Source organism: Mycobacterium neumannii (genome assembly GCF_048452905.1).
Classification (GTDB): Bacteria; Actinomycetota; Actinomycetes; order Mycobacteriales; family Mycobacteriaceae; genus Mycobacterium; species Mycobacterium neumannii_B.
Genome location: NZ_JBCGVF010000005.1, coordinates 167492 through 193263, shown reverse-complemented (window position 1 = coordinate 193263; position 25772 = coordinate 167492). Strand labels below are relative to the sequence as shown.

The following is a 25772-nucleotide window of genomic DNA, read 5'->3' as shown; positions in this document are numbered from 1 at the left end:
CAAACAGACACCAAAAACTGGCATCAAAAAACACCACACCCACAAACGGGAAAACAGGGCATGGCAAAAAACAACAACAAACAAAAACCACCAAACACACTATTGAGTTCTCAAACAACACACCCGCTTTTGGGGCAACCCTGCCAGTCTATACCGATCTGGACAGAGACGTCAAACCCCGTCCGCCAGTCCGATTGGCCTGGGGCCGTGGGCTTCTCACAAGAGGATACGCCAGTTCCGGACAAACCCCAAAGCGGGCTCCAGGGACAGGGGCAAAGTGCGCGGCAGCCCGGCGGCGCCGATCAGGCCACGCGCTCGATTTCGGCGCCCAAGCTCTTGAGATTCTCGACAAATAGCGGATAACCGCGGTCGATGTGGAAGACGTCGTGGACCTCGGTATCGCCGTCGGCGACCAGTCCGGCAAGGACGAGCCCGGCACCCGCCCGGATATCGGACGACCAGACCGGCGCACTGGAGAGCTGCGGGATACCCCTGACCACCGCGTGATGGCCGTCGGTCCTGGCATCGGCTCCCAGGCGCACCATCTCCTCGACGAATCGGAAGCGGGCTTCGAAGACGTTCTCGGTGATCATCGACGTGCCGTCAGCGATCGACGCCAGGGCGATGGCCATCGGCTGCAGGTCGGTCGGGAAACCGGGGAACGGAAGCGTCGCGACGTTCACCGCCTTCGGACGCTCGTACTGGACCACCCGGAACCCGTCGTCGGACTGCGTCACGGTGGCACCGGCGTCGTGCAACTTGTGCAAGACCAGCTGCAGATGCTGCGGGTCCACGCCGGTGACCGAGATGTCGCCGTGCGTCATCGCGGCGGCGATCCCCCACGTCGCGGCTACGATCCGGTCGCCGATCACCCGGTGCTCGGTCGGATGGAGCCGGTCAACGCCGGTGATCGTCATGGTCGGGGTGCCCGCGCCCGAAATCTGGGCGCCCATCTGGTTGAGCATCGCGCAGAGATCGACGACGTCGGGTTCCCGCGCGGCGTTGTGAATGGTCGTGACGCCCTCGGCGACGACTGCCGCCATCAAGATGTTCTCGGTCGCCCCGACGGACGGAAACTCCAGCTGGATCTCAGCGCCGCGGAGGTGGTCGGCCTCGGCCACGACACAACCGTGCTCGATGTTGCACCGCGCACCCAGTTGGCGGAGGCCGGCCTGGTGCATGTCCAACGGCCGTGAGCCGATCGCATCACCTCCCGGCAGCGCGACCTTGGCCCGCTTACAGCGACCGACGAGCGGGCCCAGGACGCAGACCGAGGCACGGAACTGCCGCACGGCGGCGAAGTCGGCGTCGTACTTGGGTTCGTCGGGCGAGGTGATCCGGACGACGTCGCCGTTCAGTTCGACGGTGGCCCCGAGGCCCCGGAGTACCTCGGCCATCAGGGGTACGTCGAGGATGTCCGGACAATTCGTGATCGTGCTGGTACCTTCAGCCAGCAGGGTCGCGGCCATCAGCTTCAAGACGCTGTTCTTTGCTCCCCCGACGGCAACTTCGCCAGATAACCGGTTTCCGCCGGTCACCACGAATCGCTCGCTCACGGGGTAAGTCTAAACAGCGCCGCGGGCCATGTCAGTTTCCTCGGCTACGGGTTCCGGTACGGTTTGACCATGGCGGTCCATCTCACCCGGATATACACGCGTACGGGCGATGACGGCACCACGGGCCTGAGCGATTTCAGTAGGGTGTCAAAGAATGACGCCCGCCTCGTGGCGTATGCCGACTGCGACGAAGTCAACGCCACCATCGGCGTTGCCATCGCGCTGGGAAATCCCAGCGAGCAAACGTCGAAGGTACTCAAGCAAATTCAGAACGACCTCTTCGATGCGGGCGCTGACCTTTCGACTCCGGTGGTCGAGAACCCCGAACACCCGCCGCTGCGGATCACCCAAACCTACATCGACCGACTCGAAGCGTGGTGCGACGAGTTCAACGAGTCGCTGCCCGCGCTGAATTCGTTTGTGCTGCCCGGCGGTACCCCCCTATCCGCGTTATTGCACGTGGCTCGCACGGTTGCCCGCCGCGCTGAGCGATCTGCCTGGGCAGCGATCGAGTATCACGGCGATTCGATCACCGTGTTACCCGCGAAATACCTGAACAGGCTGTCGGATCTGCTCTTCATCCTGTCCCGGGCCGCCAACCCACAGGGCGACGTGCTGTGGCAACCGGGCGGTCCGGCAACGGATTAGAAGCTTCGGCGTCTCGCGCGAGGCGACGGTCGGGACTCCAACCAGGACAGAAACGCCGTCAGCGCACCGCGATCCAGCGCGATCTCGTAGCCGCGACGACGTTCGGGGCTGGTATCGCGCAACTCCAGCACCACGATTTCGTCGGTCATGATGTCGTACTCGTCGCCGCGCGGACCGCGCCGCGACACGATCTCCAGGCCGCGGCGGCTCAGCCGACGGTCGGGCCACCAGCGCAGACTCGATAACCGGTAAAAGCCGGCTTCGCCACCGCGATAACGCATTACACCGTGACGCCAGCCCTGGCCACCGACAGCCGGCACGTCCCGCAGAATCGCTGCGGTACCGCCTACCTGCCGTAGCTTCCACAGCCGGTAGGACAGCGCGATGACGACGAATAGCAGCACGCAGATCAGCGCGACCATGATGAACATGAGCGCGCTCATCTGTCTATCCCGTCGCTCCGCTCGCCCAGGTGCCGACCGCTAGTCGATCTGGCCCAGGGCGCGGAGCCTGGCTCGACCTTTTGCGGCGACTGCGGGATCGTCGGATTCGGAGTCCTGCCGCGCACGGTCGCTATCGATCTCGGACTCCAGTTCGGCGGACTCCGCAAGGATGATCACGCCCTCACCGGTGACCGACATGAATCCACCGTCGACGGCGATGCGCAGATCCTCCTCGCCCTCTCGCTCGACGCGCACCATGGCGTCGTCGACGAGCTGAGCAACCAACGGGATATGGCGGGGCAGGATGCCGATCTCACCCGCAGTGGTGCGGGTGAACACGAACGTCGCCTTGCCCGACCAGATTTCCCGCTCGACGGCGACAATGTCGACGTCCAGATCCGCCATCGCTATTCGTCCTTGTCGGAATCGTCGCCCTTGCCGGCGTCGTTGTCCGAGTCCGTCTGAGACGGGGCGCCGTCACCGCCGCCGGCATCCATCTTGGCGCCGAGGCTTTCTGCCTTCTTCTCCAGATCCTCGAGACCACCGATGAGGAAGAACGCCTGCTCTGGCAGATGGTCGAAGTCGCCCTTGGTCAGCTTGTCGAACGCCTCGATGGTTTCCTTCAGCGGAACCGTCGAGCCGGGCTGACCGGTGAACTGCTCGGCCGCCATCATATTCTGCGACAGGAAGCGCTCGATCCGGCGGGCGCGCTGCACCAGCTGCTTGTCCTCTTCGGCCAACTCGTCGATACCGAGGATCGCGATGATGTCCTGAAGGTCCTTGTAGCGCTGCAGGATTCGGATGACCTCCTGGGCGACGCGGTAGTGCTCGTCGCCGACCACGCTCGGATCGAGGATTGTCGAGCTGGACGCCAGCGGGTCCACCGCCGGGAAGATGCCCTTCGAGAACACCGAACGGCTCAACTCCGTGGTCGCGTCGAGGTGCGCGAACGTCGTCGCCGGCGCCGGGTCGGTGTAGTCGTCGGCGGGCACGTACACGGCCTGCATCGAGGTGATCGAGTGGCCTCGGGTCGAGGTGATGCGCTCCTGCAGCTCGCCCATCTCGTCGGCCAGCGTCGGCTGATAGCCGACCGCCGAGGGCATGCGGCCCAGCAGCGTCGAGACCTCCGAACCCGCCTGGGTGAATCGGAAGATGTTGTCGATGAACAGCAGCACGTCCTGGCCCTGCTCGTCACGGAAGAACTCAGCCATCGTCAACGCGGACAACGCGACTCGCATACGAGTGCCCGGCGGCTCGTCCATCTGGCCGAACACCAGCGCCGTGTCCTTGAGCACGTCGGCGTCGGCGAGCTCGACCCACAGGTCGTTGCCCTCGCGGGTGCGCTCACCCACACCGGCGAACACCGAGGTACCACCGAAGTTGCGGGCGATGCGGTTGATCATCTCCTGGATCAGAACGGTCTTGCCGACGCCGGCACCACCGAACAGGGCGATCTTGCCGCCGCGGACGTAGGGGGTCAGCAGGTCGACGACCTTCAGGCCGGTCTCCAGCATCTCGGTCTTGGGTTCGAGCTGATCGAACGCGGGCGGCTTGCGGTGGATCGACCAGCGGTCGAAATCCTTGCCGTAGCCGGGCTCGTCAAGGCAGTCGCCCAACGCGTTGAACACGTGGCCCTTGACGCCGTCGCCGACCGGCACCGAGATCGAGCTGCCGGTGTCGGTCACCTCGACGCCACGCACCAGACCGTCGGTGGGCTGCATCGAGATGCAGCGCACGAGGTTGTCGCCGAGGTGCTGGGCGACCTCGAGGGTCAGCGTCTTGGCCAGGTCCTTGTAACCGATCTCGGCGTGCAGCGCGTTGAACAGTTCCGGCACGGAACCGCGCGGGAACTCGACGTCGACGACTGGGCCGGTGACCCGTACGACGCGACCCGCGGTGTCGGTGCTGGTCGATTTTTCAGCAGTAGCAGTCATTGTCTTCTTCGCTTTCTGGGGCTACTTCTTGGCGGCGTCCGCAAGCGCGTTCGCGCCACCGACGATTTCGCTGATTTCCTGGGTGATCTGAGATTGCCGTTCGCGGTTGGCCATCAGGGTCAGGTCCTTGATGAGATCGTCGGCGTTGTCGGTCGCCGACTTCATGGCGCGCCGACGAGAAGCCGACTCCGACGCCGCCGCCTCGAGCAGCGCGGCGAAGATGCGGGTGGAGATGTACCGGGGCAACAGCGCGCCGAAGAGGGTCTCGGCATCCGGTTCGAAGGAGAACAGCGTCTGCAGCCCGGGGTCCTCTTCGCTGTACTCCACCACCATCGGTGCGATCCGGCGTGCGATCGCCGACTGCGACAGCATCGACCTGAATTCGGTGAATACGATGTGAAGTTCGTCGACTCCGAGGACGTTGTCGGCACCGGGGTCGTCGCCTTCGTCGTCCATGCCGGCCGTGAACGCGTCGACCAGTGTGCTCGCGATCTCCTGAGCGTTCTCGTAGTCGGGCCGCTCGGAGAAGCCAGTCCACGACTCCTGGATGTCCCAGTTGCGGAAGCTGTAATACCCGAGAGCTTTTCGGCCCACGACGTACAGGATCGGTTCCTTGCCCTCCGAACGAAGAAGGGCAAACAGCTCCTCGGACCTCCGGAAGATGTTCGCGTTGTACGCACCGGCGAGACCTCGGTCCGACGACACCACCAACACGGCGGCCCGCCGGGGATTCTCACGCGGGACGAGCAGCGGGTGATCCAGTGCGCTCGCGCTCGCGAGTTCGGTGAGCATGTTCGTGATCTCGCGGTCGTAGGGCCGAGCCGCCTCGACTCGGGCCTGCGCCTTGGCGATTCGCGACGTCGCGATCAGCTCCTGGGCTTTGGTGATCTTTTTGATCGAGCCCGCGGAGCGGATGCGGCCGCGCAATTCGCGCAGTGTGGCAGCCATCTGTGTTCAGGCCTTACTTCTTTTTCGGTGCGGGCTTGCGGACCTTCACCGATTCCTTTTCGACGTCTTCCTCGTCCATCGCCTCGACATGCTCGTCGGGCACGACCGAGCTGCCGTCGGTGGTGGCGAAGCCCTTCTTGAAGTCGTTGACGACTTTTTCGAGCTTCTCCTCCAGCTCCTCGGAGAGCTTCTTGCTCTCCCGGATCTCCTTGAGGATGCCCTCCTGCGACCCCTTCACGTGGTCGAGGAATTCGCGCTCGAACTTCTGAACGTCTTCGACGGGAACGGAATCCAGGTGGCCCCTGGTACCGAGGAAGATCGCGACCACCTGTTCCTCGACCGGCATCGGGCTGCTCTGCGGTTGCTTGAGCAACTCGACGAGCCGGGCGCCGCGGTCGAGCTGCGCCTTCGAGGTTTCGTCGAGATCGGAGGCGAACGCAGCGAACGACTCGAGTTCGCGGTACTGCGACAGGTCCAGACGCAGCGACCCGGCCACTTCCTTCATTGCCTTGATCTGCGCGGCGCCACCGACACGCGATACCGAGACACCGACGTTGATGGCCGGCCGCACACCCTGGTTGAACAGGTCGGTCTCCAGGAAGCACTGACCGTCGGTGATCGAGATGACGTTGGTCGGGATGTACGCCGAGATGTCGTTGGCCTTGGTCTCGATGATCGGCAGACCGGTCAACGAACCGCCGCCGAGCTCATCGGAAAGCTTCGCGCAGCGCTCCAGCAGCCGGGAGTGCAGGTAGAACACGTCGCCCGGGTACGCCTCGCGGCCCGGCGGGCGACGCAGCAGCAGCGAGATCGCGCGGTACGCCTCGGCCTGTTTGGTCAGGTCGTCGAAGACGATGAGCACGTGCTTGCCGTCGTACATCCAGTGCTGAGCGATCGACGAGCCCGTGTACGGCGCAAGCCATTTGAAGCCGGCCGAGTCCGACGCCGGCGCGGCGACGATCGTCGTGTACTCCATGGCGCCGCCCTCTTCGAGGGTCTGGCGCACGCTGGCGATCGTGGTGCCCTTCTGCCCGATCGCTACGTACACGCAGCGGACCTGCTGATCGGGATCGCCGGACTCCCAGTTCTGCCGCTGGTTGAGGATGGTGTCCACACACACCGCGGTCTTACCGGTCTTGCGGTCGCCGATGATCAGCTGACGCTGGCCGCGACCGATCGGGGTCTGCGAGTCGATCGCCTTGATGCCCGTCTGCAGCGGCTCGCTCACGCCCTGGCGCTGCACCACCGACGGCGCCTGGAGCTCGAGCGCGCGACGTTCGGTCGTTTCGATTTCGCCGCGGCCGTCGATCGGTTGGCCCAGCGGGTTCACCACGCGACCGAGGAAGGCGTCACCCACCGGCACCGAGAGGACCTCGCCGGTGCGCTTCACCTGCTGGCCTTCTTCGATCTTCTCGAAGTCACCGAGGATGACGGCGCCGATACTGTGCTCGTCGAGGTTCAGTGCCACGCCCAGCACGCCGCCGGGGAACTCGAGCAGCTCTTGGGTCATCACCGACGGGAGACCCTCGACGTGAGCGATACCGTCACCGGCGTCGATGACGGTGCCGATCTCTTCGCGCTCGGTGTCCGCCTCGAAGCCGGAGACATACTCCTCGATAGCGCCCTGGATCTCATCCGCCGAGATCGTCAACTCTGCCATGGTCTTCTCCTCTTCGCGCGAGCGCTCATCGGTGGCTTTCTCGCTTTCCTACTTCGTGTGTGGGTCTTGGTGTGGTGGGTCAGTCGGGTAACCGGGTCTCGGCCGCCGCCAGCTTCGAGGCCAGCGACCCGTCGATCACCTCGTCGCCGACGGCGATTGTCAAGCCGCCGAGCAGTTCGGGGTTGACGTCGAGCTGAATCGACACCGGACGGTCGTAGATACGGGTGAGCAGTTCGGTGAGCCGCTCACTCTGGGTGTCGCTTAGCTCAGCGGCCGCGCGAACCTGCGCGACGACCTCGCCGCGCCGTGAGACGGCCAGGTTCGCGAGTTCGCGAACGGCCTCGTCGGCGCGCTCCCCGTGCAGCAGATCGAGCGTCTGACGCAGCAGGTCGGCGGTGTTCTTGCTCGCCCTGCGCCCAAGCACGTTGTTCAGCAACCCGATTCGACCCTCGAGCGGGGCGGTGTACTCGCCCAGCAGCGAGATCAGACGTGGCTCGGAATCGAGGATGCGGCTGAACCGGAACAGCTGATCTTCGACGTCCTCGATCTGGCCCTCCCCCTCGGCCCGCACCAGAAGTGCCAGCCGGGCGAGGTGCTGGATGCTGTGAATCAGATCGGACGTGGCCGACCACCGCTGCGACACAGCGGTTTTGATCAGGTCGAGCGCGGAGTCTGAGACCTGGCCCGAGAGCAGCCGCTCGACGAGCCGAACCTTGGGCTCATCAGCGCTGGAGGGATCGGCCAGATGCCGGGAGAGCACGGGCTCGCGGCGCAACAGTTTCGACGTGGACGCCAGATCGTCGGCCAACCGCGTCAGCGCGTCCCCATCCAGACCGTCGGCCACCCCGTCGAACCGCTCGACCAGCTGGGCCAGGGAGTCGCGGCTGGCGGCACGAAGCTTCGCCGTGACGACGTCTGTAAACGTCGTCGTCGACGGGGCCATCTCGTCGAGCTCGGCGAGGAAGCGGTCGACAGTCGCGGATTGTTCGGAGCTATCGGAGACGAAGTCGCGCACGATGTCGCCTGCCCGCTGCACCGATTCGGCACCGAGGCTCTGCCGGAGCTCGCGAACGAGCTGTTGGCGCAGAAGCTGAACCTGTTGCGCCCCTAGCGTCTTGATGCGCTCCAGCTCGACGTCGGCCTGCGCGCGCAGCTGCTCGGCGATGATCTCCGCGTCCCTGCGGGCCTCTTCGATCACATGTGCGGCCTCGGCCTTGGCCTGTTCCAGAGCTTTTGCGTGCTCGGTGTCGGCGTCGGCAACCTTCTTCTCGGCCTCGGCGTGTTCGGTGAGCTGATCGCGGATTGTCTCCTGCTGGGTCCTCATCATATTGCGCACCGGCGGCACGACAAACTTCACGATCAGGAACACAATGAGGACGAAGCCGATGAGCTGGCCGATAAAGGTCGACATTCGTCAGCGCTCCCGTCCTGTCGCGACCGGCACCGTGCGGGTAGCCACGTCGACGCCGAGCACCCGACTTGCGAGGTTGGCGGCCAACGTCTCCACCGACGACTGGAGATCGGTCGTCAGAGCCCGCGACTGCTGCGTGAGCTGTTCGTTCGCCTGCTGCAGAAGTGTCGAGACTTCCGCGTTGGCGCGGGCCCGCGCGTCGTCGACGATCTTGCGACCCTCTGCACGGGCCTCTTCACGGACCGACGTCGCCTCGCGGCGGGCGTCCGCCATCACGTTGCGATAGTCGGCGTCCGCAGCTGCCCTCAGTTGGGCTGCCCGTCGATTGTCCTCGGCCGTCTTGAACACCATCGCCTCGCGCTCGTGCAGGACCCGGGAAATCGGGGGCACGACCCACTTGGCGATCACTCCGAGCACGATCAAAAAGATCAGCAGCACGAAGATGAAGGTGCCGTTGGGGATGAGGAAGTTGCTCTGACCGCCTCCCTCAGCCGCCAACAGAACGACGTTCGAGTCAACCATGGCCGGCTTTAACCTCCGACCGGCGTGGCGAACACGAACAGCGCCATGAACGCCAGGTTGATGAAGTACATGGCCTCCACCAGACCCACCGTGATGAAGAACGGCACGAACAGCCGACCCTGAGCTTCGGGCTGGCGGGCTACGCCGTTGACCAGAGCGCTACCGACGACACCGTCGCCGATCGCGGCACCGATCGCGCCGCCGCCCAGAAGAAGTCCACCGCCGATGAGCGCTCCGGCAGCGATAGTGGGATCCATTCCTTATCCTCCTTGATTTCTGGTAGCAGTCCTACCAGGTGGTTTTATCGAGCATTTACGCGTGGTCAGTGATGTTCGTCCTCAAGCTCCATCGACTGACCGAAGTACAAGATCGTCAGCAGCGCGAAGATGAACGCCTGGATGGCACCGATGAACAATTCGAACGACTTCCATAGGGCATTCGGTGCCCACAGGATGTATGCCGGAAACAGGGCGATGATCGTGACCATGATGCCGCCGGCGAAGACGTTGCCGAAAAGTCGGAGTGACAACGAGACTGGCTTGGCGAGCTCTTCGACGAGGTTGATCGGGGCGAGGAACGACACGTGCCCCTTGAGCAGTCGCACGGGGTGGCCGAGCGGACCGCGGCGCCAGAACCCTGCGGCGTGGTAGCAGATGAATACGAACAGGCCGAGCGCCAAGACGAAGTTGATGTCGGCAGCCGCAGGTTTGAGCAGTTCGTGAATCCCGGTCTCGTCGCTGTACTGCCAGGGAAAGACCGACAGCCAGTTCGCGATCAGGATGTAGACGAACAGCGTCACTGCGAGGGGCAGCACGAACGGCGCGATCTTCATACCGATCGCGGACTCGACCTGGTTTCGCACCTGGACGGTGATGGCTTCCCAGAAGAGCTGCACTCCGCTGGGCACACCGCTCGACGTCACCTTCGCGCGCAGGTAGAACGCCAGCGCCAGCACGATCACAGCGGCGATAGACGCGGAGAGCAACGTATCGGTATTGACAGTCAGCCCAAACCAATTGGCCTCGGTATGCGTGCCGACGTGAATTCCGGAGTCGGCGGCGAGGATGGTTTCGGTCATTACTGGGTGGCCTCCCCTTGGGGTCCAACGGTGTCAGTCGGGCTGCCTGCGCGCAGTTTCCGCGCGACGGGCACGGCGGTCGTGAACACGAGCAACATCTGGAACAACGCCATTCCGAAGACCACGCCCAGTCCCTCGGGCCGGAACGCAAACGCGATCACCAGACCGATCACCGTCAGGACCATCAAGCGGATGGCGGAGTTCACGGCCATCTTGCTCTTCAACGGGTGAGCGTGGGCGGTGATCCGCAGGGCAGACCGTCGTACCAGAATTGCGTTGAACAAGCCGAGGCCAAGGCCGATGCCGAAGAAGATTCCGACCATCGGATGGCCGAGCAGGGCGGTCGCCACCGTGGCGAGCACGGTCAGCGCAAAGCAGATCAGCGAAAGCCGTAAGGGGCGGAACGCAACGGATGGCAACACCAATGGCGCATCTTGCGCTGGCGTCGTCACAACTTCACCTCTATCCGCGGTTCACGGTGGCTGCCCCGATGATTTGCGTGCATGCGCCCTGAGCGTATCGGAGGGCGTTTGGCTCGCTGGAATCACCCACGGGGCAGCTCCCTTTGTCGGTCGTGGTTCCGTTCCGATCGGTGGTGTACCGATGGCCCGGGGGCCGGCAACCCGTGAGGTTTTTTCGGGTTCTGAGTGAACCCTAACACATGGTGGGAGGCATAAAAGGGGGTCTACTACTTTTCGTCGTACATCGGCTGGAATTGGCCGTTTCGCCGACGAAGAAGAGGGATCAGGGTCACCACGACGGCGACGAGAATCGCGGCCAGCATGACGGCTCCGCTGTAGCGCGGATCGATGAAGATCGTGCTGGCCGCACCGAAGCAGACGATGGCCACCCACAGATAGATCACTAAGACCACTCGCCGGTGCGAGTGGCCGATCTGGAGCAACCGGTGATGCAGGTGCATCTTGTCCGGTGTCGTGAAATGCACGCCCGCCCGGGTACGCCGGATGATTGCCAGCAGGGTGTCGAGCGCGGGCACGAACATCACCGCCACTACGAGCAGGAACGGCGACAGCAGTGCGAAGACGTCGCGCACCCCGTACGCCGTCTGCGAGATGGGGCCTGCGGCGGTGGTGGCCGCCGCCGCCAGCATCAGGCCGATCAGCATCGACCCGGAGTCGCCCATGAAGATCCTGGCGGGATGGAAGTTGTGCGGCAGGAACCCGAGGCACACCCCGGCCAGCACCACCGAGATCACCGCGGGCGGATAGAACAGGACGTCGCCGCCGTGGTCGCGCAGCAGCCCGACCGAGAAGATGCAGATCGCCGATGCGGTGATCAGCCCGAGGCCGGCGGCGAGCCCGTCCAGCCCGTCGATGAAGTTCATCGCGTTGACGATCGACACCGTCAGCGCCAGCGTCAGCAGGATCGACGACACCTGATCCAAAACGATGGTGCCGACGCCGCCGATCGGGATGTAGAGCACGCTCCACGCCACCCCCATGGTGACGAGCACACTCGCCGCGGTGATCTGACCGGCGAACTTGGTCAACGAGTCCAGGCCCCAGCGGTCGTCGATCAGGCCGACGACCATGATCAGCCCGCCGGCGACGACGACCGCGGGCATGCCCGTCGAGTAGACGAACCCCCGCGTCAGCGCCGGCAGCTGGGAGGCCAGCAGGACGGCGAACGCGACGCCGATGTACATGGCGAGCCCGCCCATCCGCGGGATGGGTTGCGCGTGCACGTCGCGGTCGCGCGGGATCGCGACGGCACCGAAGCGACGCGCCATGACCCTGACCCACCCGGTCGCGAAGTAGGTGATGATCGCGGCCGTCAGACCGACCAGCACGAGCTCCCGGATCGGTACGCCCGCACCGCGATCGTTGAGTGCCAGCAGCGTGTCGGTGGCGTAGACCACCGGTGAACCGTACTGCACGAAAGCCAATCTCAGTCCGTCAAAGTCGTCGGCTCGACACCGAGCACGGTCGCGATCGCCTCCACACCGACCGGGCCTTCGCGGAGCACGCGGGGGTGTGCGCCGGTGAGGTCGACGATCGTCGACGCGGCCTGTCGCTCGGATGGGCCTGCTTCGAGGTACACCTCGACTTGCTCGCCCAGTTGTTCGCGCGCCGCTTCTGCGGTGACGGCCGGGGGTTGTCCGGAGACGTTGGCACTCGAGACCGCCATCGGCCCGACTGCGCGCAGCAGTTCGATGGCCACCGGATGCAACGGCATGCGCAGCATCACGGTTCCGTGTGCATCGCCGAGGTCCCAATGCAGCGACGGCGCCTGGCGGACCACCAAGCTCAGCGCGCCCGGCCAGAAGGCGCGGATGAGTTCGCGTGCGCTGTTCGGCACGTTGTAGACCAGGCCCTCGATCGTGTGCCACGAACCGACCAGGACGGGCACCGGCATGTCGCGGCCGCGCCCCTTGGCGGCGAGCAGCGCGGCGACGGCTTCACCGTCGAATGCGTCGGCGCCGACGCCGTAGACGGTGTCTGTGGGCAACACGACCAGACGGCCGCCCTTGAGCGCGCTGATCGCCGACGCGATACCGGTCTCACGCTGGTCGGCCTCGGAGCAGTCGAACAACTGACTCATGCCGCGACATCTCCTTCGGGCGTCATCTGGTCCTCCGCGCAGTCACGAAGCGTGGCCGCCCGGTGAGATCGTGCCGGGCGGTGACGTCGTCGAAACGCGTTGCGCGTCGGAAACACTCGACGGTGCGGTCCGGTGTCGTGTCGTCGTGCTCGACGGCCACAAGCCCGTCCGTGCGCAGCCACCGGCCCGCGAGACCGACGATCGCCTCGATCACTCGCATCCCGTCCGGTCCCCCGAACAATGCGTGGGCCGGATCATGTTCGGCCACTTCGGGTTCCAGCTGCGCACCGTCGGGAATGTAGGGCGGGTTCGCGACGACGAGGTCGACCGAACCGTCGAGTTCGGGCAGCAGCGCGGGTTCGGTCACATCGGCGCAGACGACCTCGACGGCCGCGGCGGCGAGGTTGCGTCGCGCGTATTGGAGCGCCGCGTCGGAGTCGTCGACGGCGACGATGCGCGCGTCGGGCCGGTTATGCGACAGTGCGAGCGCCAGCGCACCGCTGCCCGTGCACAGGTCGACGATCACCGGGGCATCGGGCAACCGTTGCGCCAGAGCCCATTCCAGCAACGCTTCGGTTTCGGGGCGCGGGATGAACACACCAGGGCCGACGTGCACGTCGACCGGTCCGAACGCGGCGGTACCGACCAGGTGCTGCAGCGGGACGCGCCGGGCGCGCCGGGCGATGAGATCGTCGTATCGTTCCGCGAACACGGGTCCGGCCTCAATGAACCGCAGACGGCCCCGGTCGGTGCCCAACACGTGCGCGGCCAGCAGTTCGGCGTCGACGCGCGGCGTGGCAACACCCGCTTCGGCCAGCACCCTCGCGGCGGCGTCGATGGTATGGCTCAGCGTGGTGGATGCCGGCGCCGGGCTGGGCCGGATCATGTGGCCTGCAGTCTCGATTGCTTGTCGGCGGCGGCCAGCGCGTCGAGCAGGTCGTCGAGGTCGCCGTCGAGGACCTGGTCGAGGTTGTGCGCCTTGAAGTTGATCCGGTGATCGGCGATCCGGTTCTCCGGGAAGTTGTAGGTCCGGATGCGCTCGCTGCGGTCCACGGTGCGGATCTGGCTGGCGCGGTCGGCCGACGCGTCGGACTGCGCCTGCTCCTCGGCCATCGCCTGCAGGCGCGCGGCGAGCACCTGCATCGCACGTGCCTTGTTCTGCAGCTGCGACCGCTCGTTCTGACAGGTGACGACGATGCCCGTGGGCAGGTGGGTGATGCGCACCGCGGAGTCGGTGGTGTTGACGCCCTGGCCGCCCTTGCCCGACGACCGGTAGACGTCGATGCGCAGATCCGACTCGTCGATCTGCACCTCCTCGATCTCTTCGGGTTCGGGGTAGACGAGCACTCCGGCCGCGGAGGTGTGCACGCGGCCCTGCGACTCGGTGACCGGGACGCGTTGCACCCGGTGCACGCCGCCTTCATATTTCAAGCGCGACCACACGCCGTTGGCTGGGGTTCCCTTCTGCCTGATGGACAGCGTGGCGTCCTTGTAGCCGCCGAGGTCGGAGAAGGTCTCGTCGAGCACGGTGACAGTCCAGCCGTGGCGCTCGGCGTAGCGGATGTACATCCGGGCCAGGTCGGCGGCGAACAGCGCGGACTCCTCGCCTCCCTCCCCCGACTTGACCTCGAGGACGATGTCGTCGGCGTCGTGCGGGTCGCGGGGCGCCAGTAGGTCGGTCAGCTGGGTGTCGAGTTGCTCGACGGTGCCCACCAGCTCATCGACCTCGGCCGCGAACGACGGGTCATCGGCGACCAGCTCCCGTGCCGCCTCCAGGTCGCCGCGGGCTGCCTCGAGCTTGCGGTACGTCGCCACGATCGGCGACACCTGCGCGAAGCGCTTACTTACCTTTCGGGCGCGGGCGGCGTCGGCGTGCAGGTCCGGATCGCTGAGTTGGCGTTCGAGGTCGGCATGCTCGGCCAGCAGCGTGTCTATCGCTCCTCCCGACTGAGTCGGGGACTGCGTGCGAGCCATGCGACCTCCTCTCCGTAGCCCCTCGCGAACGCAAACCGGCGCCCGGCCTGGCCGCTGATGCGGCAGAACGGGCGCCGGAAAGGACGCTACTTGTCCGCTGAGCCTTTGTCGGCGTTGTCGGCCGCGGCCTCGGTTTTTCCCGTCGCTGCGCTCGCCCCGGTGCGCTTGCCGTAGCGCTTCTCGAAGCGCGCCACCCGGCCGCCGCTGTCGAGGATCTTCTGCTTGCCGGTGTAAAAGGGATGGCACTGCGAGCAGACCTCGACGTGGATCTGTCCGCTCTGCTTGGTGCTGCGCGTGGTGAACGTGTGCCCACAGCCGCAGTGCACGGTGGTCTCTACGTAATCAGGGTGAATACCCGTTTTCATGGTTTCCTCTTCGATCGTGGCCCCGGGTCGCCCCTCCGTGCTGGAGGTGACGGGCGTGAACCGGAACCGAGGGTCGGCGGCCCATTATGCCAGCTAGGGCCACCAAGTGCCTAAACGCGTGCGCACCGGGCCGTATTCCGCTTCCACGTTCGGCCGAACGTGGGTTACCGGCACGCGGCGGGGCCGGTTTGGCGTGCATATCCCCACATTCGCGCCTAGACAGGCTGGTACCTGCTGCCGTCGCGCCGCCACAGCGTCCTGCCGTCGGGTGTGACTCCTCGCGCGACGAGCTCGCGCTTGAGGATCTTGTTGGTCGCGGTGCTGGGCAGGTCGTCGGCGACCCACACGTAGCGCGGCCAGGCCTTGGGCGAGAGGTCCCGCTGGGCCGCCAGGAACCGCTCGAACGTCTCCTGATCGAGTTCGGTGTCGTCCTGCAGCACCAGGGCTGCCATCACCTGGTCGCCGACGAGTTCGTCGGGCACCGGATAGACCGCGACGCGGTTGACCGCCGGCAACCGGAGCAGGATCCGCTCGATAGGCGCGGTCGCGAGGTTCTCGCCGTCGACCCGCATCCAGTCGGCCGTACGCCCGGCCAGATAGATATAGCCGTCTGCGTCGCGGTAGGCGAGATCCCCCGACCAGTACATGCCGTGGCGCATCCGCTCGTCGGTGGCGTCCGGGTCGTTGTAGTAGCCGCGGAACAGGCCGCTGCCGTCGGTGTTGACGAGTTCACCGATCGCCACGTCGGCGTTGGTCAACGCGCCGTTCTCGTCGAACTCCGCCACCGGGCATTCGGTGATCGTGTCGCTGTTGTAGATCGCCACGCCTGGAAAGCCTTGTCCGATCGAGCCTTTCGGGGTGTCGGGCGTGCGGGTGATGATCACGGCGTTTTCGGTCGAGCCGAAGCCGTCGTCGACGGTGACGTCAAAGCGTCGGCTGAACTGCTCGATGTCGCGGTCGGTGGCCTCGTTGCCGAACGCGACGCGTAGCGGGTTGTCGCGATCGTCGGGTTGCTCGGGTGTGGCCAGCACGTAGGCCAGCGGTTTGCCCACATAGTTCATGTAGGTCACGCCGTGGCGTCGGATGTCGGCCAGGAATCTGGACGCGGAGAACTTGGCGGGCACCATCGCGGCCCCGGCGACCAGCGCGGGCGCCCATCCGCCCACCACGGCGTTCGAATGGAACATCGGCATCGAGAGGTAGCAGACGTCGCGCTCGGTCAGTTCGAACTTCTCGGCCAGGGCGTTGCCCGCGAATAGCACCATCAGGTTGGCGACCTGGACCGCTTTGGGCTCACCGCTGGTGCCGGAGGTGAAGATCATCATGAATGTGTCGTCGACGGCGGCTTCCCGGTGCGGGACGAAGGTCGTCGCGGTGGCCAGGAAGTCGGTCCAGGCTGTGCTCGACGTGTCGAGCACCGTGACGCCGGGAAGGTCCAGCCCGTCGAGCAGCGGACGGTGCTCGGCGTCGGTGATCAAGATCTGACAGTGCACCTTGGTGACGTCGCGTGCCAGGGCCGCACCGCGGCGCGTGGTGTTGATACCGCACACCACATAGCCCCCGAGCCCTGCGGCCGCGAGCGCGAACAGCATGTCCGGGGTGTTGCCGAGCAGGACCCCGACATGCAGGGGACGGTCCGGGTCGGCGGCCCCGATGAGCGCGGCGGCCTGCGTCTTGGCTTCGGCGACGTATTGGCGGTAGGTCCAGGTTCGGTCCCCGTGGCGGATGGCGACGGTGTCGCGGTCCGCGTGCTCGTTGAGCAGCTGCTGGAGCGTGTCCGCCATGGCTCACCTTCCGACAGTGAACAGATTCGCGATTGTGTCTACCATGACACAATGCTCCGATCGGCCCACTTGAGGGCGAGGTTAACGGAGGAGCCCACCTGGTGACGAGCGATGCCGCCACCAAGAGCGTCCGCGATCGACTGATCGACGCGGCTGAGGTCTGCCTGCGCGCCAAGGGAATCCGCTCGACCACCGTGTCCGAGGTGGCTGAGGTGGCGGGCGTCTCCCGCGGTTGGCTGTATCGCCACTTTCCCGACAAGGTGTCGCTGCTGGGGGCGGCGATCGTGCGGCTCAACGAGGCCTATTGGTCCGAGGCGCACGAGATGCTCGAGCGTGTCGACGGCTTCGACCGGCAGCTCGCTGCCGGCGTCCTGCACGGGCGCACGGCCTATGACGACCCTGGCACGTTGTTGATGAAGCTGCGCATCGACGAGCCCGAGGAGTTCGCCGCGTGCGCGGGCGCCGGTGTGCAGGGCCTGGTGCCCGACCTGGCCGACTTCTGGTCTCGCTACCTGGTTACCGCGCGCGAGTCGGGCGAGATCCACCCCGACACGGACGTTGCCGAAGCCTCGGAATGGCTTGCCCGCGTGCTGATTTCGCTTGCCACGGTACCCGGAAAGACGCTCGACCCCAGCGACGGCGACGCGGTCTTGCGACATCTGCGCCGCTACGTCATGCCGGGCCTGCGAGCCGACCCCGCCGAGTGAATTCGGTGCGCTACCGATCGCTGAGCGACTGGATACGCCCGGAAATCGCCGTGGGCCGGCCGACGAGCGTCATGAGGATGTCACGGATCGGCGCCTCGACGCGTCGGCCCTCGCCGGCCTGGAATTCGGCGTCCGTCGCGGCGAGTTGCACGCCACGAAAGCGTCGGTGCGCCTGGAAGGGAAAGCCCATCGTCCACACCCGTTCCGCCGCAGCGACCGCCGCGTCCACGGGCATGGGACGGTCGATTCCAAGAGGCACCGCGATGTCTTCGGTGTGCACCAACACATCCATCAACGGGTCGAGTTCGGCGGTGCCCGGCGGGCGTTTACGCGATCCCCGCATGGCGCGCAGCGCCGTGGTGAGCGCTGCAGGAGATCGGTTGTCCTGCACCGCTACTCGATAAATCATCGCGTTGATCCGAAAGCCGGATCGCAGCAGTTCGAACAGCAGTCTCGGTTTACCTGATGCGGAGTGTGTGATGTGCGCGGCCACATGACGAACGGTCCATCCCTCGCACAGGGTCGGTGTCGACCATTGTTCGGGTTCGAGGCCGTCGAGCATGTCGGCAAGGCCCGCGCGCTGTTCGTCGATATGCCGCCAAACGGTGTCGGACTCCACGATCGTCTCCTCCAGTTAGTCAGGTATCCTGACGAATATAGTCAGGTTCCCGTACTAAGGTCAATGGGGTGAGCGACTGGGTCAGCACGGCGACGTTGATGTTCATCGGCCATCGCGCTGCCGAGGCACGCGTCATGGAGGCGTTGGTCGCGGCGGGTGCCGACGACATCACGCTCGCGCAGTCCAGGCTCATGCAACGCCTCGACCTGCGGCAGGTGAATTCAAGCGGAATGCGGCTCACCGACCTCGCGGAGCAGGCACGCGTGACCAAGCAGACCGCAGGCGCGCTGATCGATCAGCTGGAGCGGTCCGGTTATGTGGTGCGCACGACGGACCCCACGGATGCGCGCGCTCGACTCGTCACATTGAGCGACAAGGGCATGGCGGTGTGCCGGGCCGCGGGCGAGGAGATCGCCAGAGTCGAGGATGAGTGGCGACGCTTCCTCGGCGAGCGCCGGTTTCAGCAACTTCGCGACGCACTGACGGCGCTGCGCGAGATCACCGATCCCTACCAATGACCGGTTTCGGTGCCGCTCGTCGCGCTCAGCGCAACCGGCGGCACCGAAATCAGCACTCGGTCAGTCGGCGTCCATCGAGCCCGGAGCGGTCTTGGAGACCTGCACCAGGAACTCGTAGTTGTTCTTGGTCTTGCGCAGCTGACTCATCAACAGGTCGATGGCCTGGTGCGGATCCAGCCCCGACAACACGCGACGCAGCTTGTGCACGATCCCGAACTCGTCCGGCGAAAGCAGCAGCTCATCCTTACGGGTGCCGGACGGGTTGACGTCGACGGCCGGGAAGACGCGTCGCTCGGCGATCTTGCGGTCGAGCTTGAGCTCGGCGTTGCCGGTGCCCTTGAACTCCTCGAAGATCACCGTGTCACCGGTCGAGCCGGTCTCCACCATCGCGGTGGCGACGATGGTCAGCGAGCCGCCCTCCTCGATGTTTCGGGCCGCGCCGAGGAACCGCTTTGGCGGATACAGCGCAGTGGAGTCGACACCACCAGACAGGATGCGACCCGAGGCCGGTGACGCGTTGTTGTACGCGCGGCCGAGGCGGGTGATCGAGTCGAGCAGCACGACGACGTCCTTACCCTGCTCGACGAGCCGCTTGGCCCTCTCGATCGCCAATTCGGCGGCCTGGGTGTGATCGGACGGCGGCCGGTCGAACGTCGAGGCGATGACCTCGCCCTTGACCGAGCGCTGCATGTCGGTCACCTCTTCCGGACGCTCGTCGACGAGCACCACCATCAGGTGGCATTCCGGATTGTTGGTGGTGATCGCGTTGGCGATGTCCTGGAGGATCGTCGTCTTACCGGCCTTCGGCGGCGACACGATCAGCGCGCGCTGCCCCTTGCCGATCGGCATGATCAGGTCGATGACGCGGGTGGTCAGCTTCTCGGTGTTGGTCTCCAGGCGCAGCCGCTCGTTCGGGTAAAGCGGCGTGAGCTTGTTGAACTCGGGCCGTTTCTTGGCCTCTTCGACCGGCTTGCCGTTGACGGTGTCCAGGCGCACCAGCGGATTGAACTTCTGCCGCGGATTCTTGTCGCCACCTTCGCCGTCTCGGGGCACGCGCACTGCGCCGGTCACGGCGTCACCGCGGCGCAGGCCGTTCTTGCGCACCATGTTCATCGAGACATACACGTCGTTCGGGCCGGCCAGATAACCGGAGGTGCGCACGAACGCGTAGTTGTCGAGAACGTCAAGGATGCCGGCGACGGGTTGAACGACGTCGTCCTCGCGCAGTTCGGTGTCGCGGTCACCGCCGCCGTCACCGCCACCGCGCTCACGGCGCCTGCGGTCCCGGAACCGGCGACCGCGACGACCGCCACGGCCTTCGCCGTCGTCGTCGTTGTTGTTGCCGCCTCCGCCGCCTCCGCGGTTCTGGCCACCCTGCTGGTCGCCCTGTTGCTGGCCGCCGTCGGACTTGCTGTCCGACTTGCTGGACTGGTCGCTCTTGTTGGACTGGTCGTTCTGGCGGTCACCGGTCTTGGCGTCCGCAGCGGCGTTGTCCGGCTGGTTACCCGAGGCGTCGGGGGTGCCGGCTCCGCGCGACGCGCCACGACGCTCACGGCGCCGGGGCTGCTGCTCGGCGTCGGCGTTCGAACCACGGTCGTCGCCGCTCTCGGTGCCCTGCTCGGCGTTCGGAGCGTCTTTGGCCGGTTCGGCGGTCTTGTCTTCGCTGGTCGCAGGAGTCTCGCCACCGGCGGAAGCCTTTCCGCGGCCGTTCGAATCGCCGCGCCGCTCACGGATGGCGGCGACCAGTTCGCTCTTGCGCATACCGGAAGCGCCCTCGACGCCAATCTCCTTGGCCAAGGCGCGCAGTTCGGGCAGCACCATGGTCGACAGCGAGCCTCCGCGGTTGCCGGAAGCGACCTCGGCGGTCGGTGCGGTTTCCGCGGTCGGCGTGGCGTTCGGCGCGTCCGCCGCCGCAGAAGTTGAAGAGTCTGAACTCACGGCATTTGGCAGCTCACCGTTTTCGCTGCTGCCCCCAGCCGTGATCAGGTCCGTTTCAGTCACGGATGTCCTTTCTTTCCCTCGCAGAACGAGTCGTGCGGGGATTCGGTGCGATCAGTCGATCCACTGAACGCAAGGGCCCCACCATTGCCCCTGCAACGGTGATGGCCGGGCCTCGCCGGTATACGGCGAACCGTCAATCCACGAGTAGACCACGGGGAAAATGGGTGGTGTCCTATTGTCGGCGCAGGTAGAGACGCTGCGATTGCCTGACGACAGCGAGAATATCCCGCATTGGGACGGGAAGCAAGAAAGACATGGGTGTCGTGTTGCTCCTGTGATTCCTGTTCCGACCGCTTTCAGCGTCGTGCTGCTGCGCCTGACATCCACTTCGCGCCGTCACCGATCATCATGGCTTTGACGGTGAACCCGTTTGCGGTGCCGCACTCAAGAGCTTCTGCGGGCAACTCCGGTGACGTGCACAGTGCAAGTACCGAAGGACCCGCTCCTGAGAGCACCGCTGCTACGCCACAACGTCGCAGAATCTCCAGGTATTCCGCAGAAGCCGGCATGGCCGACGCCCGTTGCGGCTGATGCAGAACGTCTTCGGTCGCAGGCATCAGCAGGTCGGGCCGTGTTGTCAACGCGACCATCAGCAGGGCGGCCCTGCTCACGTTGAAGCGCGCGTCGGCGTGGCTGACCTTCTCCGGTAGGAGCACGCGCGTCTCTGCAGTCGACGAGCGCTCGTCCGGTATCGCGACGAAAAGGCGGATGTCGGGGTGCACCCGGATCGGCGCGGCGTCGAATCGGGGCGCCGACTCCGGTCCTTCGGTCCAGGACACCACCCCGCCGCCCAGCACCGCCGCCGAGGCGTTGTCCGGATGCCCTTCGAACTCCGAGGACAGCTGGATGAGGTCGTGTTCGGAAAGGATCTCCGAAGAAGTTTGCGCCGCAAGGCCGTTGACGACCGAGAGTCCGCTTACCACCGCTGCCGCCGAAGATCCGAGGCCTCTCGAGTGTGGAATGTCGTTGCGGCAGCGCACCGCCATCCCGGGAGCGCTGATGTTCAGCGCCTCGAGCGCTCGCCGAATCGCCCGCACCACGAGATGGCCCTCATCCAGCGGCACTTGGCCCTGGCCCTCACCTTCGACCTCAACCGTCAGCCCGGAATCCGTTGTCTCGACGACGATCTCGTCGTAAAGGCTCAAGGCGATGCCCAGGCTGTCGAAACCGGGGCCGAGGTTCGCGCTGGATGCCGCCACCACGGAGGTGGCCCTCAGTCCCGGCGGCAGTACGTGAGTCACCAACTATCCCAGCCCCAACTGCTCGACGACAGCCACCGGATCGACAGGCACCGCGACCACGGACGGCATGCCCTTCAACGCGGTGTCCGGATCCTTGAGCCCGTTGCCCGTCACCGTGCACACGACCGTCGAACCCTTGGCCACCCAACCGTCTTCGACCGACTTGAGCAGACCGGCGATGCTGGCCGCCGATGCGGGCTCGACGAACACACCCTCGCTGCTGGCCACCAGGTGGTAGGCCTCGAGGATCTCCTCATCGGTGGCGGCCAGGAATCGACCGTCGGACTGCTGCGCTGCGGCCACGGCGGTGGTCCACGACGCGGGCGAACCGATCCGGATGGCCGTTGCGATGGTCTCCGGATTCTTGACGGGTTCGCCGTGTACCAGCGGCGCCGCGCCGGCCGCCTGCGTGCCGAGCATGCGAGGAAGACGATCCGAGACGCCGTCGCGGTGATACTCGGTGTAACCCTTCCAGTAGGCGGTGATGTTGCCGGCGTTGCCCACGGGCAGCGAATGCACATCGGGCGCGACACCCAACACGTCGACGATCTCGAAGGCCGCGGTCTTCTGTCCTTCGATCCGGTACGGATTGACGGAGTTGACCAGCGATATAGTCGGGAAGTCGGCAGTCAGCTTGCGCGCGAGTTCAAGGCAATCGTCGAAGTTGCCGTCGACCTGGATGATCTTCGCGCCATGCATGACGGCCTGGGCCAGCTTGCCCATCGCGATCTTGCCCTGCGGCACCAACACTGCGCAGGTGATCCCCGCCCTGGCCGCATAGGCCGCCGCCGATGCCGACGTGTTGCCCGTCGACGCGCACAACACCGCCTGCTGGCCGCGCGCCACTGCCTCGGTCACCGCCATGGTCATGCCGCGGTCCTTGAACGAGCCTGTCGGGTTGAGCCCCTCGACCTTGAGATGCACTGTGCACCCAGTGACTTCGGACAGCCGCTGCGCGGGCAGCAGCGGAGTCCCACCCTCGCGCAGGGTGATCGGCGTCCAGCTGTCTTCGACCGGCAGCCGGTCGCGGTATGCGGCGATCAGCCCGGGCCAGGGCTGGTGCACGGTCTGCGCGGAGGCGCTCATTCGGTGGTTCCTTCCATGCGCAGCACGCTGTTGATGCTCTGCACGACATCGAGGTCGGCCAGCGCCGACACCGTCTCCGACAGTGCCGCGTCGGTGGCCTGATGGGTCACCACCACGATGCGCGCACCGCGGCGCTGACCACCCTCGTCGACCATGCCCTCCTGACGCACCTCGGCGATGCTGACATCACGTTTACCGAACTCGGCTGCCACAGCGGACAACACGCCGGTGCGATCGGCGACGTCCATGTTCACGTAGTAACGAGTGGGGATGAAGCCGATCGGCGCGATCGGCAACTTGGCGTATTTCGATTCGCGCGGTCCGCGGCCGCCCTGCACGCGGTTGCGAGCCGCCATCACGAGGTCACCCATCACCGCTGAGGCCGTCGGCGCGCCACCGGCGCCCTGCCCGTAGAACATCAGGCGGCCGGCGGCTTCGGCCTCGACCACCACCGCGTTGAACGCTCCGTTGACGGCGGCCAGCGGATGATCCAGTGGCACCAGTGCGGGGTACACCCGCGCCGAAACCCGTTGCTGGCCCTCATCGCTGGTGAGCCGCTCGCAGATGGCCAGAAGTTTGATGGTGCAGCCGAGCGCCTTGGCAGATTCGAAGTCGACGCTGCTGACCTTGGTGATGCCCTCCCGGTACACGTCGTTGGAGCTGACGCGGGTGTGAAAGGCGATCGAGGCCAAGATCGCCGCCTTCGCCGCGGCGTCGTAGCCCTCGACATCGGCCGTCGGGTCGGCCTCGGCGTAGCCGAGGGCGCTCGCGTCGGCCAGCGCGCTGGCGTAGTCGGCGCCCGTGCTGTCCATCTCCGAGAGGATGTAGTTGGTGGTGCCGTTGACGATACCCGCCACCCGGACGACCGAGTCCCCAGCCAGCGACTGGGTCAAGGGCCGGATCACGGGGATCGCGCCGGCGACCGAAGCCTCGAAATACAAGTCGACCCGAGCATTTTCGGCCGCCTGGGCCAACTCCCCTGTGGAGACCGCCATCAGCGCCTTATTGGCGGTGACCACGGACTTGCCCTGCTCCAGAGCGGCAAGGATCGCTTTGCGCGCGGGTTCCACTGGCCCCATCAACTCGACGACGATGTCGACGTCGTCGCGGGAGACGAGTTCTTCGATGTTGTCGGTGAGCTTGTCGATGGAGATTCCGCGGTCGTCGGCCACCCGACGGACGCCGACGCCGCGCAGCACCAACGGCGCGCCGATGCGTGCAGCGAGGTCGTCGGCGCTCTGCTCGATGATGCGCACAACCTGGCTACCGACGTTTCCAAAGCCGAGGACCGCTACGCCGATGGGCTTTTGCGAGTCAGTCATCATTACCTCACTTCCAGACTCAGTAGATCGTCGACCGTCTCCCGGCGCAGGATCAGGCGGGCTCGCCCGTCGCGCACGGCCACCACGGCGGGACGGCCGATCAGGTTGTAACGGCTCGACATCGAATAGCAGTAGGCGCCGGTCGCCGCGACTCCCAGCAGGTCGCCGGGCCGGATATCGTCGGGCACCCAGGTATCACGGACGACGATATCGCCGCTCTCACAGTGCTTTCCGACGATACGACCGATGGTGGGCGCCGCGTCGGTGTTGCGCGATATCAGCCGCGTGTCATATTCCGCACCGTAGAGTGACGTGCGGATGTTGTCGCTCATACCGCCGTCCACGCTGACGTAGCGGCGATGTGCGGTCGGGCTCACGGCGACATCCTTGACGGTGCCGACCTCGTAGAGCGTGATCGTGCCGGGACCCGCGATGGCCCGACCGGGCTCGACAACCAACCGTGGAGTGGGTAGCCCGACGGCCGCCGACTCGTCGCGCACGATCGCGGTCAGCTTGGCGGCCAGGTCAGCGATCGGTGGTGGATCGTCCTGGGGCAGATACGAGATGCCGAGGCCACCGCCCAAGTCGACGATGGACATCTGCGAGGTCTTGTCGACGCCGAACTCGGCGATCACGTCGCGAAGGAACCCGATCACTCGATGCGCGGCGATCTCGAAGCCGCCGACGTCGAAGATCTGAGAGCCGATGTGGCTGTGCAGACCCTTGAGGCGCAGATGATCGGCCTCGAACACCCGGCGGACGGCATCCATGGCGGCACCCGAAGCCAGCGAGAGCCCGAATTTCTGGTCCTCGTGCGCGGTCGAGATGAACTCGTGCGTGTGCGCCTCGACACCGACCGTGACGCGGACAAGAACGTCCTGGACCACACCCGCGGCGCCGGCGATCTGGTCGAGTCGGTCGATCTCGATCATCGAGTCGACCACCACATGCTCGATACCGGCCTTGACGGCAGCGGTCAGCTCGGCAACCGATTTGTTGTTGCCGTGCAACGCGATCCGCTCGGCCGGGAAGCCACCGGCCAGCGCGACGGCCATCTCACCCCCGCTGGCCACGTCGAGCGAGAGGCCTTCTTCGGCGATCCAGCCGGCGACCTCGGTGCACATGAAGGCCTTGGCGGCGTAGCGGACGTTGTCACCCCCACTGAACGCCGCGGCGATCTCACGGCAGCGCGACCGGAAGTCGTCCTCGTCCACCACGAATGTCGGCGTTCCGAACTCTGCGGCGATATCGGTGACCGGCACACCACCGATCGACACCAGGCCGTCGTCATCACGAACAGTGCTGCGAGGCCACACATTCGGCGCCAACAACAGAAGCTCCGACGGCGACTGCGGGCGTGGCGGTGCACCACCGTGGTGGATCTCTTCGGCGT

At 65.8% G+C, this 25772-nt stretch carries 26 protein-coding genes; 3 read left to right on the top strand and 23 right to left on the bottom strand.

Translation table 11 applies throughout. From position 1 onward, the window contains the following. Nucleotides 1-302 precede the first annotated feature (302 nt). Nucleotides 303-1556 (bottom strand): UDP-N-acetylglucosamine 1-carboxyvinyltransferase, encoded by a 1254-nt coding sequence (gene murA, locus AAHH99_RS17720; protein WP_418769894.1) that lies wholly within the window; start codon nucleotides 1554-1556, stop codon nucleotides 303-305. Nucleotides 1557-1625: 69 nt separating this feature from the next. On the opposite strand from murA, the gene AAHH99_RS17715 reads away from it, so the two are divergent. After that, nucleotides 1626-2204 (top strand): cob(I)yrinic acid a,c-diamide adenosyltransferase, encoded by a 579-nt coding sequence (locus tag AAHH99_RS17715; RefSeq protein WP_418769893.1) that lies wholly within the window; start codon nucleotides 1626-1628, stop codon nucleotides 2202-2204. Here AAHH99_RS17715 and AAHH99_RS17710 read toward each other — a convergent pair. The 16 genes from AAHH99_RS17710 to fadD1 form a co-directional block, all read right to left on the bottom strand. After that, a complete protein-coding gene (locus tag AAHH99_RS17710; protein WP_418769892.1) occupies nucleotides 2201-2647 on the bottom strand; it encodes a DUF2550 domain-containing protein in 447 nt (148 codons plus the stop codon). The genes AAHH99_RS17715 and AAHH99_RS17710 overlap by 4 nt on opposite strands. A 39-nt stretch (nucleotides 2648-2686) precedes the next feature. Then, the gene (locus tag AAHH99_RS17705) at nucleotides 2687-3052 is read right to left on the bottom strand and encodes a F0F1 ATP synthase subunit epsilon (protein WP_064397815.1); all 366 of its coding nucleotides are present in this window, start codon (nucleotides 3050-3052) and stop codon (nucleotides 2687-2689) included. Nucleotides 3053-3054: 2 nt separating this feature from the next. Further along, on the bottom strand, nucleotides 3055-4581 hold the full coding sequence (gene atpD, locus AAHH99_RS17700; protein WP_418769891.1) for a F0F1 ATP synthase subunit beta: 1527 nt from the start codon (nucleotides 4579-4581) through the stop codon (nucleotides 3055-3057). 21 nt (nucleotides 4582-4602) lie between these two features. After that, nucleotides 4603-5529 (bottom strand): F0F1 ATP synthase subunit gamma, encoded by a 927-nt coding sequence (locus AAHH99_RS17695; RefSeq protein ID WP_064397811.1) that lies wholly within the window; start codon nucleotides 5527-5529, stop codon nucleotides 4603-4605. Nucleotides 5530-5542: 13 nt separating this feature from the next. Continuing rightward, nucleotides 5543-7189, bottom strand: coding sequence for a F0F1 ATP synthase subunit alpha (gene atpA / locus AAHH99_RS17690; RefSeq protein WP_064397810.1), 1647 nt, complete (start codon nucleotides 7187-7189; stop codon nucleotides 5543-5545). A gap of 79 nt (nucleotides 7190-7268) precedes the next feature. Further along, the gene (locus AAHH99_RS17685) at nucleotides 7269-8600 is read right to left on the bottom strand and encodes a F0F1 ATP synthase subunit B/delta (protein WP_418769890.1); all 1332 of its coding nucleotides are present in this window, start codon (nucleotides 8598-8600) and stop codon (nucleotides 7269-7271) included. A 3-nt stretch (nucleotides 8601-8603) separates the two neighbouring features. Next, nucleotides 8604-9122: a F0F1 ATP synthase subunit B gene (locus tag AAHH99_RS17680; protein WP_418769889.1), complete on the bottom strand. Its 519-nt coding sequence runs from the start codon at nucleotides 9120-9122 to the stop codon at nucleotides 8604-8606. A gap of 8 nt (nucleotides 9123-9130) precedes the next feature. Beyond that, nucleotides 9131-9379 carry a F0F1 ATP synthase subunit C gene (locus tag AAHH99_RS17675; RefSeq protein WP_064347125.1) on the bottom strand — a complete coding sequence of 83 codons (249 nt, stop codon included), beginning with the start codon at nucleotides 9377-9379 and terminating at the stop codon, nucleotides 9131-9133. 65 nt (nucleotides 9380-9444) lie between these two features. Further along, entirely contained in the window at nucleotides 9445-10200 is a 756-nt protein-coding gene (gene atpB, locus AAHH99_RS17670) for a F0F1 ATP synthase subunit A (protein WP_064397804.1), read from the bottom strand. Next, nucleotides 10200-10652 (bottom strand): ATP synthase subunit I, encoded by a 453-nt coding sequence (locus AAHH99_RS17665; protein ID WP_418769888.1) that lies wholly within the window; start codon nucleotides 10650-10652, stop codon nucleotides 10200-10202. The genes atpB and AAHH99_RS17665 overlap by 1 nt, the downstream gene beginning before the upstream one ends. Nucleotides 10653-10888: 236 nt before the next feature. Further along, nucleotides 10889-12106, bottom strand: a complete 1218-nt coding sequence (locus AAHH99_RS17660; RefSeq protein ID WP_418769887.1) for a glycosyltransferase family 4 protein — start codon at nucleotides 12104-12106, stop codon at nucleotides 10889-10891. A gap of 2 nt (nucleotides 12107-12108) precedes the next feature. After that, nucleotides 12109-12762: an L-threonylcarbamoyladenylate synthase gene (locus AAHH99_RS17655; RefSeq protein WP_418769886.1), complete on the bottom strand. Its 654-nt coding sequence runs from the start codon at nucleotides 12760-12762 to the stop codon at nucleotides 12109-12111. 22 nt (nucleotides 12763-12784) lie between these two features. Next, nucleotides 12785-13648, bottom strand: coding sequence for a peptide chain release factor N(5)-glutamine methyltransferase (gene prmC, locus AAHH99_RS17650; protein WP_418769885.1), 864 nt, complete (start codon nucleotides 13646-13648; stop codon nucleotides 12785-12787). After that, nucleotides 13645-14736 (bottom strand): peptide chain release factor 1, encoded by a 1092-nt coding sequence (gene prfA, locus AAHH99_RS17645; protein WP_418769884.1) that lies wholly within the window; start codon nucleotides 14734-14736, stop codon nucleotides 13645-13647. Before prfA ends, prmC begins: the two co-directional genes overlap by 4 nt. 86 nt (nucleotides 14737-14822) lie before the next feature. After that, nucleotides 14823-15101 (bottom strand): 50S ribosomal protein L31, encoded by a 279-nt coding sequence (gene rpmE, locus AAHH99_RS17640; protein ID WP_066842455.1) that lies wholly within the window; start codon nucleotides 15099-15101, stop codon nucleotides 14823-14825. A 215-nt stretch (nucleotides 15102-15316) separates the two neighbouring features. Further along, nucleotides 15317-16885 (bottom strand): fatty-acid--CoA ligase FadD1, encoded by a 1569-nt coding sequence (gene fadD1, locus AAHH99_RS17635; protein WP_418769883.1) that lies wholly within the window; start codon nucleotides 16883-16885, stop codon nucleotides 15317-15319. A 101-nt stretch (nucleotides 16886-16986) separates the two neighbouring features. Here fadD1 and AAHH99_RS17630 point away from each other — a divergent pair, with 101 nt between their 5' ends. After that, a complete protein-coding gene (locus AAHH99_RS17630; RefSeq protein WP_418769882.1) occupies nucleotides 16987-17592 on the top strand; it encodes a TetR/AcrR family transcriptional regulator in 606 nt (201 codons plus the stop codon). Between the two features lie 10 nt (nucleotides 17593-17602). On the opposite strand, the gene AAHH99_RS17625 is transcribed toward AAHH99_RS17630, so the two are convergent. Continuing rightward, nucleotides 17603-18211: a maleylpyruvate isomerase family mycothiol-dependent enzyme gene (locus AAHH99_RS17625; RefSeq protein ID WP_418769881.1), complete on the bottom strand. Its 609-nt coding sequence runs from the start codon at nucleotides 18209-18211 to the stop codon at nucleotides 17603-17605. A gap of 68 nt (nucleotides 18212-18279) precedes the next feature. Here AAHH99_RS17625 and AAHH99_RS17620 point away from each other — a divergent pair, with 68 nt between their 5' ends. Then, nucleotides 18280-18729 (top strand): MarR family winged helix-turn-helix transcriptional regulator, encoded by a 450-nt coding sequence (locus AAHH99_RS17620; RefSeq protein ID WP_418769880.1) that lies wholly within the window; start codon nucleotides 18280-18282, stop codon nucleotides 18727-18729. 60 nt (nucleotides 18730-18789) lie between these two features. On the opposite strand, the gene rho is transcribed toward AAHH99_RS17620, so the two are convergent. The 5 genes from rho to lysA form a co-directional block, all read right to left on the bottom strand. Next, nucleotides 18790-20730: a transcription termination factor Rho gene (gene rho, locus AAHH99_RS17615; protein WP_418769879.1), complete on the bottom strand. Its 1941-nt coding sequence runs from the start codon at nucleotides 20728-20730 to the stop codon at nucleotides 18790-18792. A gap of 296 nt (nucleotides 20731-21026) precedes the next feature. Then, nucleotides 21027-21971, bottom strand: coding sequence for a homoserine kinase (thrB, locus tag AAHH99_RS17610; protein ID WP_418769878.1), 945 nt, complete (start codon nucleotides 21969-21971; stop codon nucleotides 21027-21029). 3 nt (nucleotides 21972-21974) lie between these two features. After that, nucleotides 21975-23057 (bottom strand): threonine synthase, encoded by a 1083-nt coding sequence (gene thrC / locus AAHH99_RS17605; protein WP_418769877.1) that lies wholly within the window; start codon nucleotides 23055-23057, stop codon nucleotides 21975-21977. Continuing rightward, nucleotides 23054-24379, bottom strand: a complete 1326-nt coding sequence (locus tag AAHH99_RS17600) for a homoserine dehydrogenase (protein WP_418769876.1) — start codon at nucleotides 24377-24379, stop codon at nucleotides 23054-23056. Before AAHH99_RS17600 ends, thrC begins: the two co-directional genes overlap by 4 nt. A gap of 2 nt (nucleotides 24380-24381) precedes the next feature. Further along, nucleotides 24382-25761, bottom strand: coding sequence for a diaminopimelate decarboxylase (gene lysA, locus AAHH99_RS17595; RefSeq protein ID WP_418769910.1), 1380 nt, complete (start codon nucleotides 25759-25761; stop codon nucleotides 24382-24384). Nucleotides 25762-25772 lie beyond the last annotated feature (11 nt).

Excerpts from the sequence above, each read along its gene's own strand:
- AAHH99_RS17715 (WP_418769893.1), top strand. The coding sequence starts at position 1,626 with ATGGCGGTCCATCTCACCCGGATATACACGCGTACGGGCGATGACGGC.
- AAHH99_RS17710 (WP_418769892.1), bottom strand. The coding sequence starts at position 2,647 with ATGAGCGCGCTCATGTTCATCATGGTCGCGCTGATCTGCGTGCTGCTA.
- AAHH99_RS17705 (WP_064397815.1), bottom strand. The coding sequence starts at position 3,052 with ATGGCGGATCTGGACGTCGACATTGTCGCCGTCGAGCGGGAAATCTGG.
- atpD (WP_418769891.1), bottom strand. The coding sequence starts at position 4,581 with ATGACTGCTACTGCTGAAAAATCGACCAGCACCGACACCGCGGGTCGC.
- AAHH99_RS17695 (WP_064397811.1), bottom strand. The coding sequence starts at position 5,529 with ATGGCTGCCACACTGCGCGAATTGCGCGGCCGCATCCGCTCCGCGGGC.
- atpA (WP_064397810.1), bottom strand. The coding sequence starts at position 7,189 with ATGGCAGAGTTGACGATCTCGGCGGATGAGATCCAGGGCGCTATCGAG.
- AAHH99_RS17685 (WP_418769890.1), bottom strand. The coding sequence starts at position 8,600 with ATGTCGACCTTTATCGGCCAGCTCATCGGCTTCGTCCTCATTGTGTTC.
- AAHH99_RS17680 (WP_418769889.1), bottom strand. The coding sequence starts at position 9,122 with ATGGTTGACTCGAACGTCGTTCTGTTGGCGGCTGAGGGAGGCGGTCAG.
- AAHH99_RS17675 (WP_064347125.1), bottom strand. The coding sequence starts at position 9,379 with ATGGATCCCACTATCGCTGCCGGAGCGCTCATCGGCGGTGGACTTCTT.
- atpB (WP_064397804.1), bottom strand. The coding sequence starts at position 10,200 with ATGACCGAAACCATCCTCGCCGCCGACTCCGGAATTCACGTCGGCACG.
- AAHH99_RS17655 (WP_418769886.1), bottom strand. The coding sequence starts at position 12,762 with ATGAGTCAGTTGTTCGACTGCTCCGAGGCCGACCAGCGTGAGACCGGT.
- prmC (WP_418769885.1), bottom strand. The coding sequence starts at position 13,648 with ATGATCCGGCCCAGCCCGGCGCCGGCATCCACCACGCTGAGCCATACC.
- prfA (WP_418769884.1), bottom strand. The coding sequence starts at position 14,736 with ATGGCTCGCACGCAGTCCCCGACTCAGTCGGGAGGAGCGATAGACACG.
- rpmE (WP_066842455.1), bottom strand. The coding sequence starts at position 15,101 with ATGAAAACGGGTATTCACCCTGATTACGTAGAGACCACCGTGCACTGC.
- fadD1 (WP_418769883.1), bottom strand. The coding sequence starts at position 16,885 with ATGGCGGACACGCTCCAGCAGCTGCTCAACGAGCACGCGGACCGCGAC.
- thrC (WP_418769877.1), bottom strand. The coding sequence starts at position 23,057 with ATGAGCGCCTCCGCGCAGACCGTGCACCAGCCCTGGCCCGGGCTGATC.
- AAHH99_RS17600 (WP_418769876.1), bottom strand. The coding sequence starts at position 24,379 with ATGACTGACTCGCAAAAGCCCATCGGCGTAGCGGTCCTCGGCTTTGGA.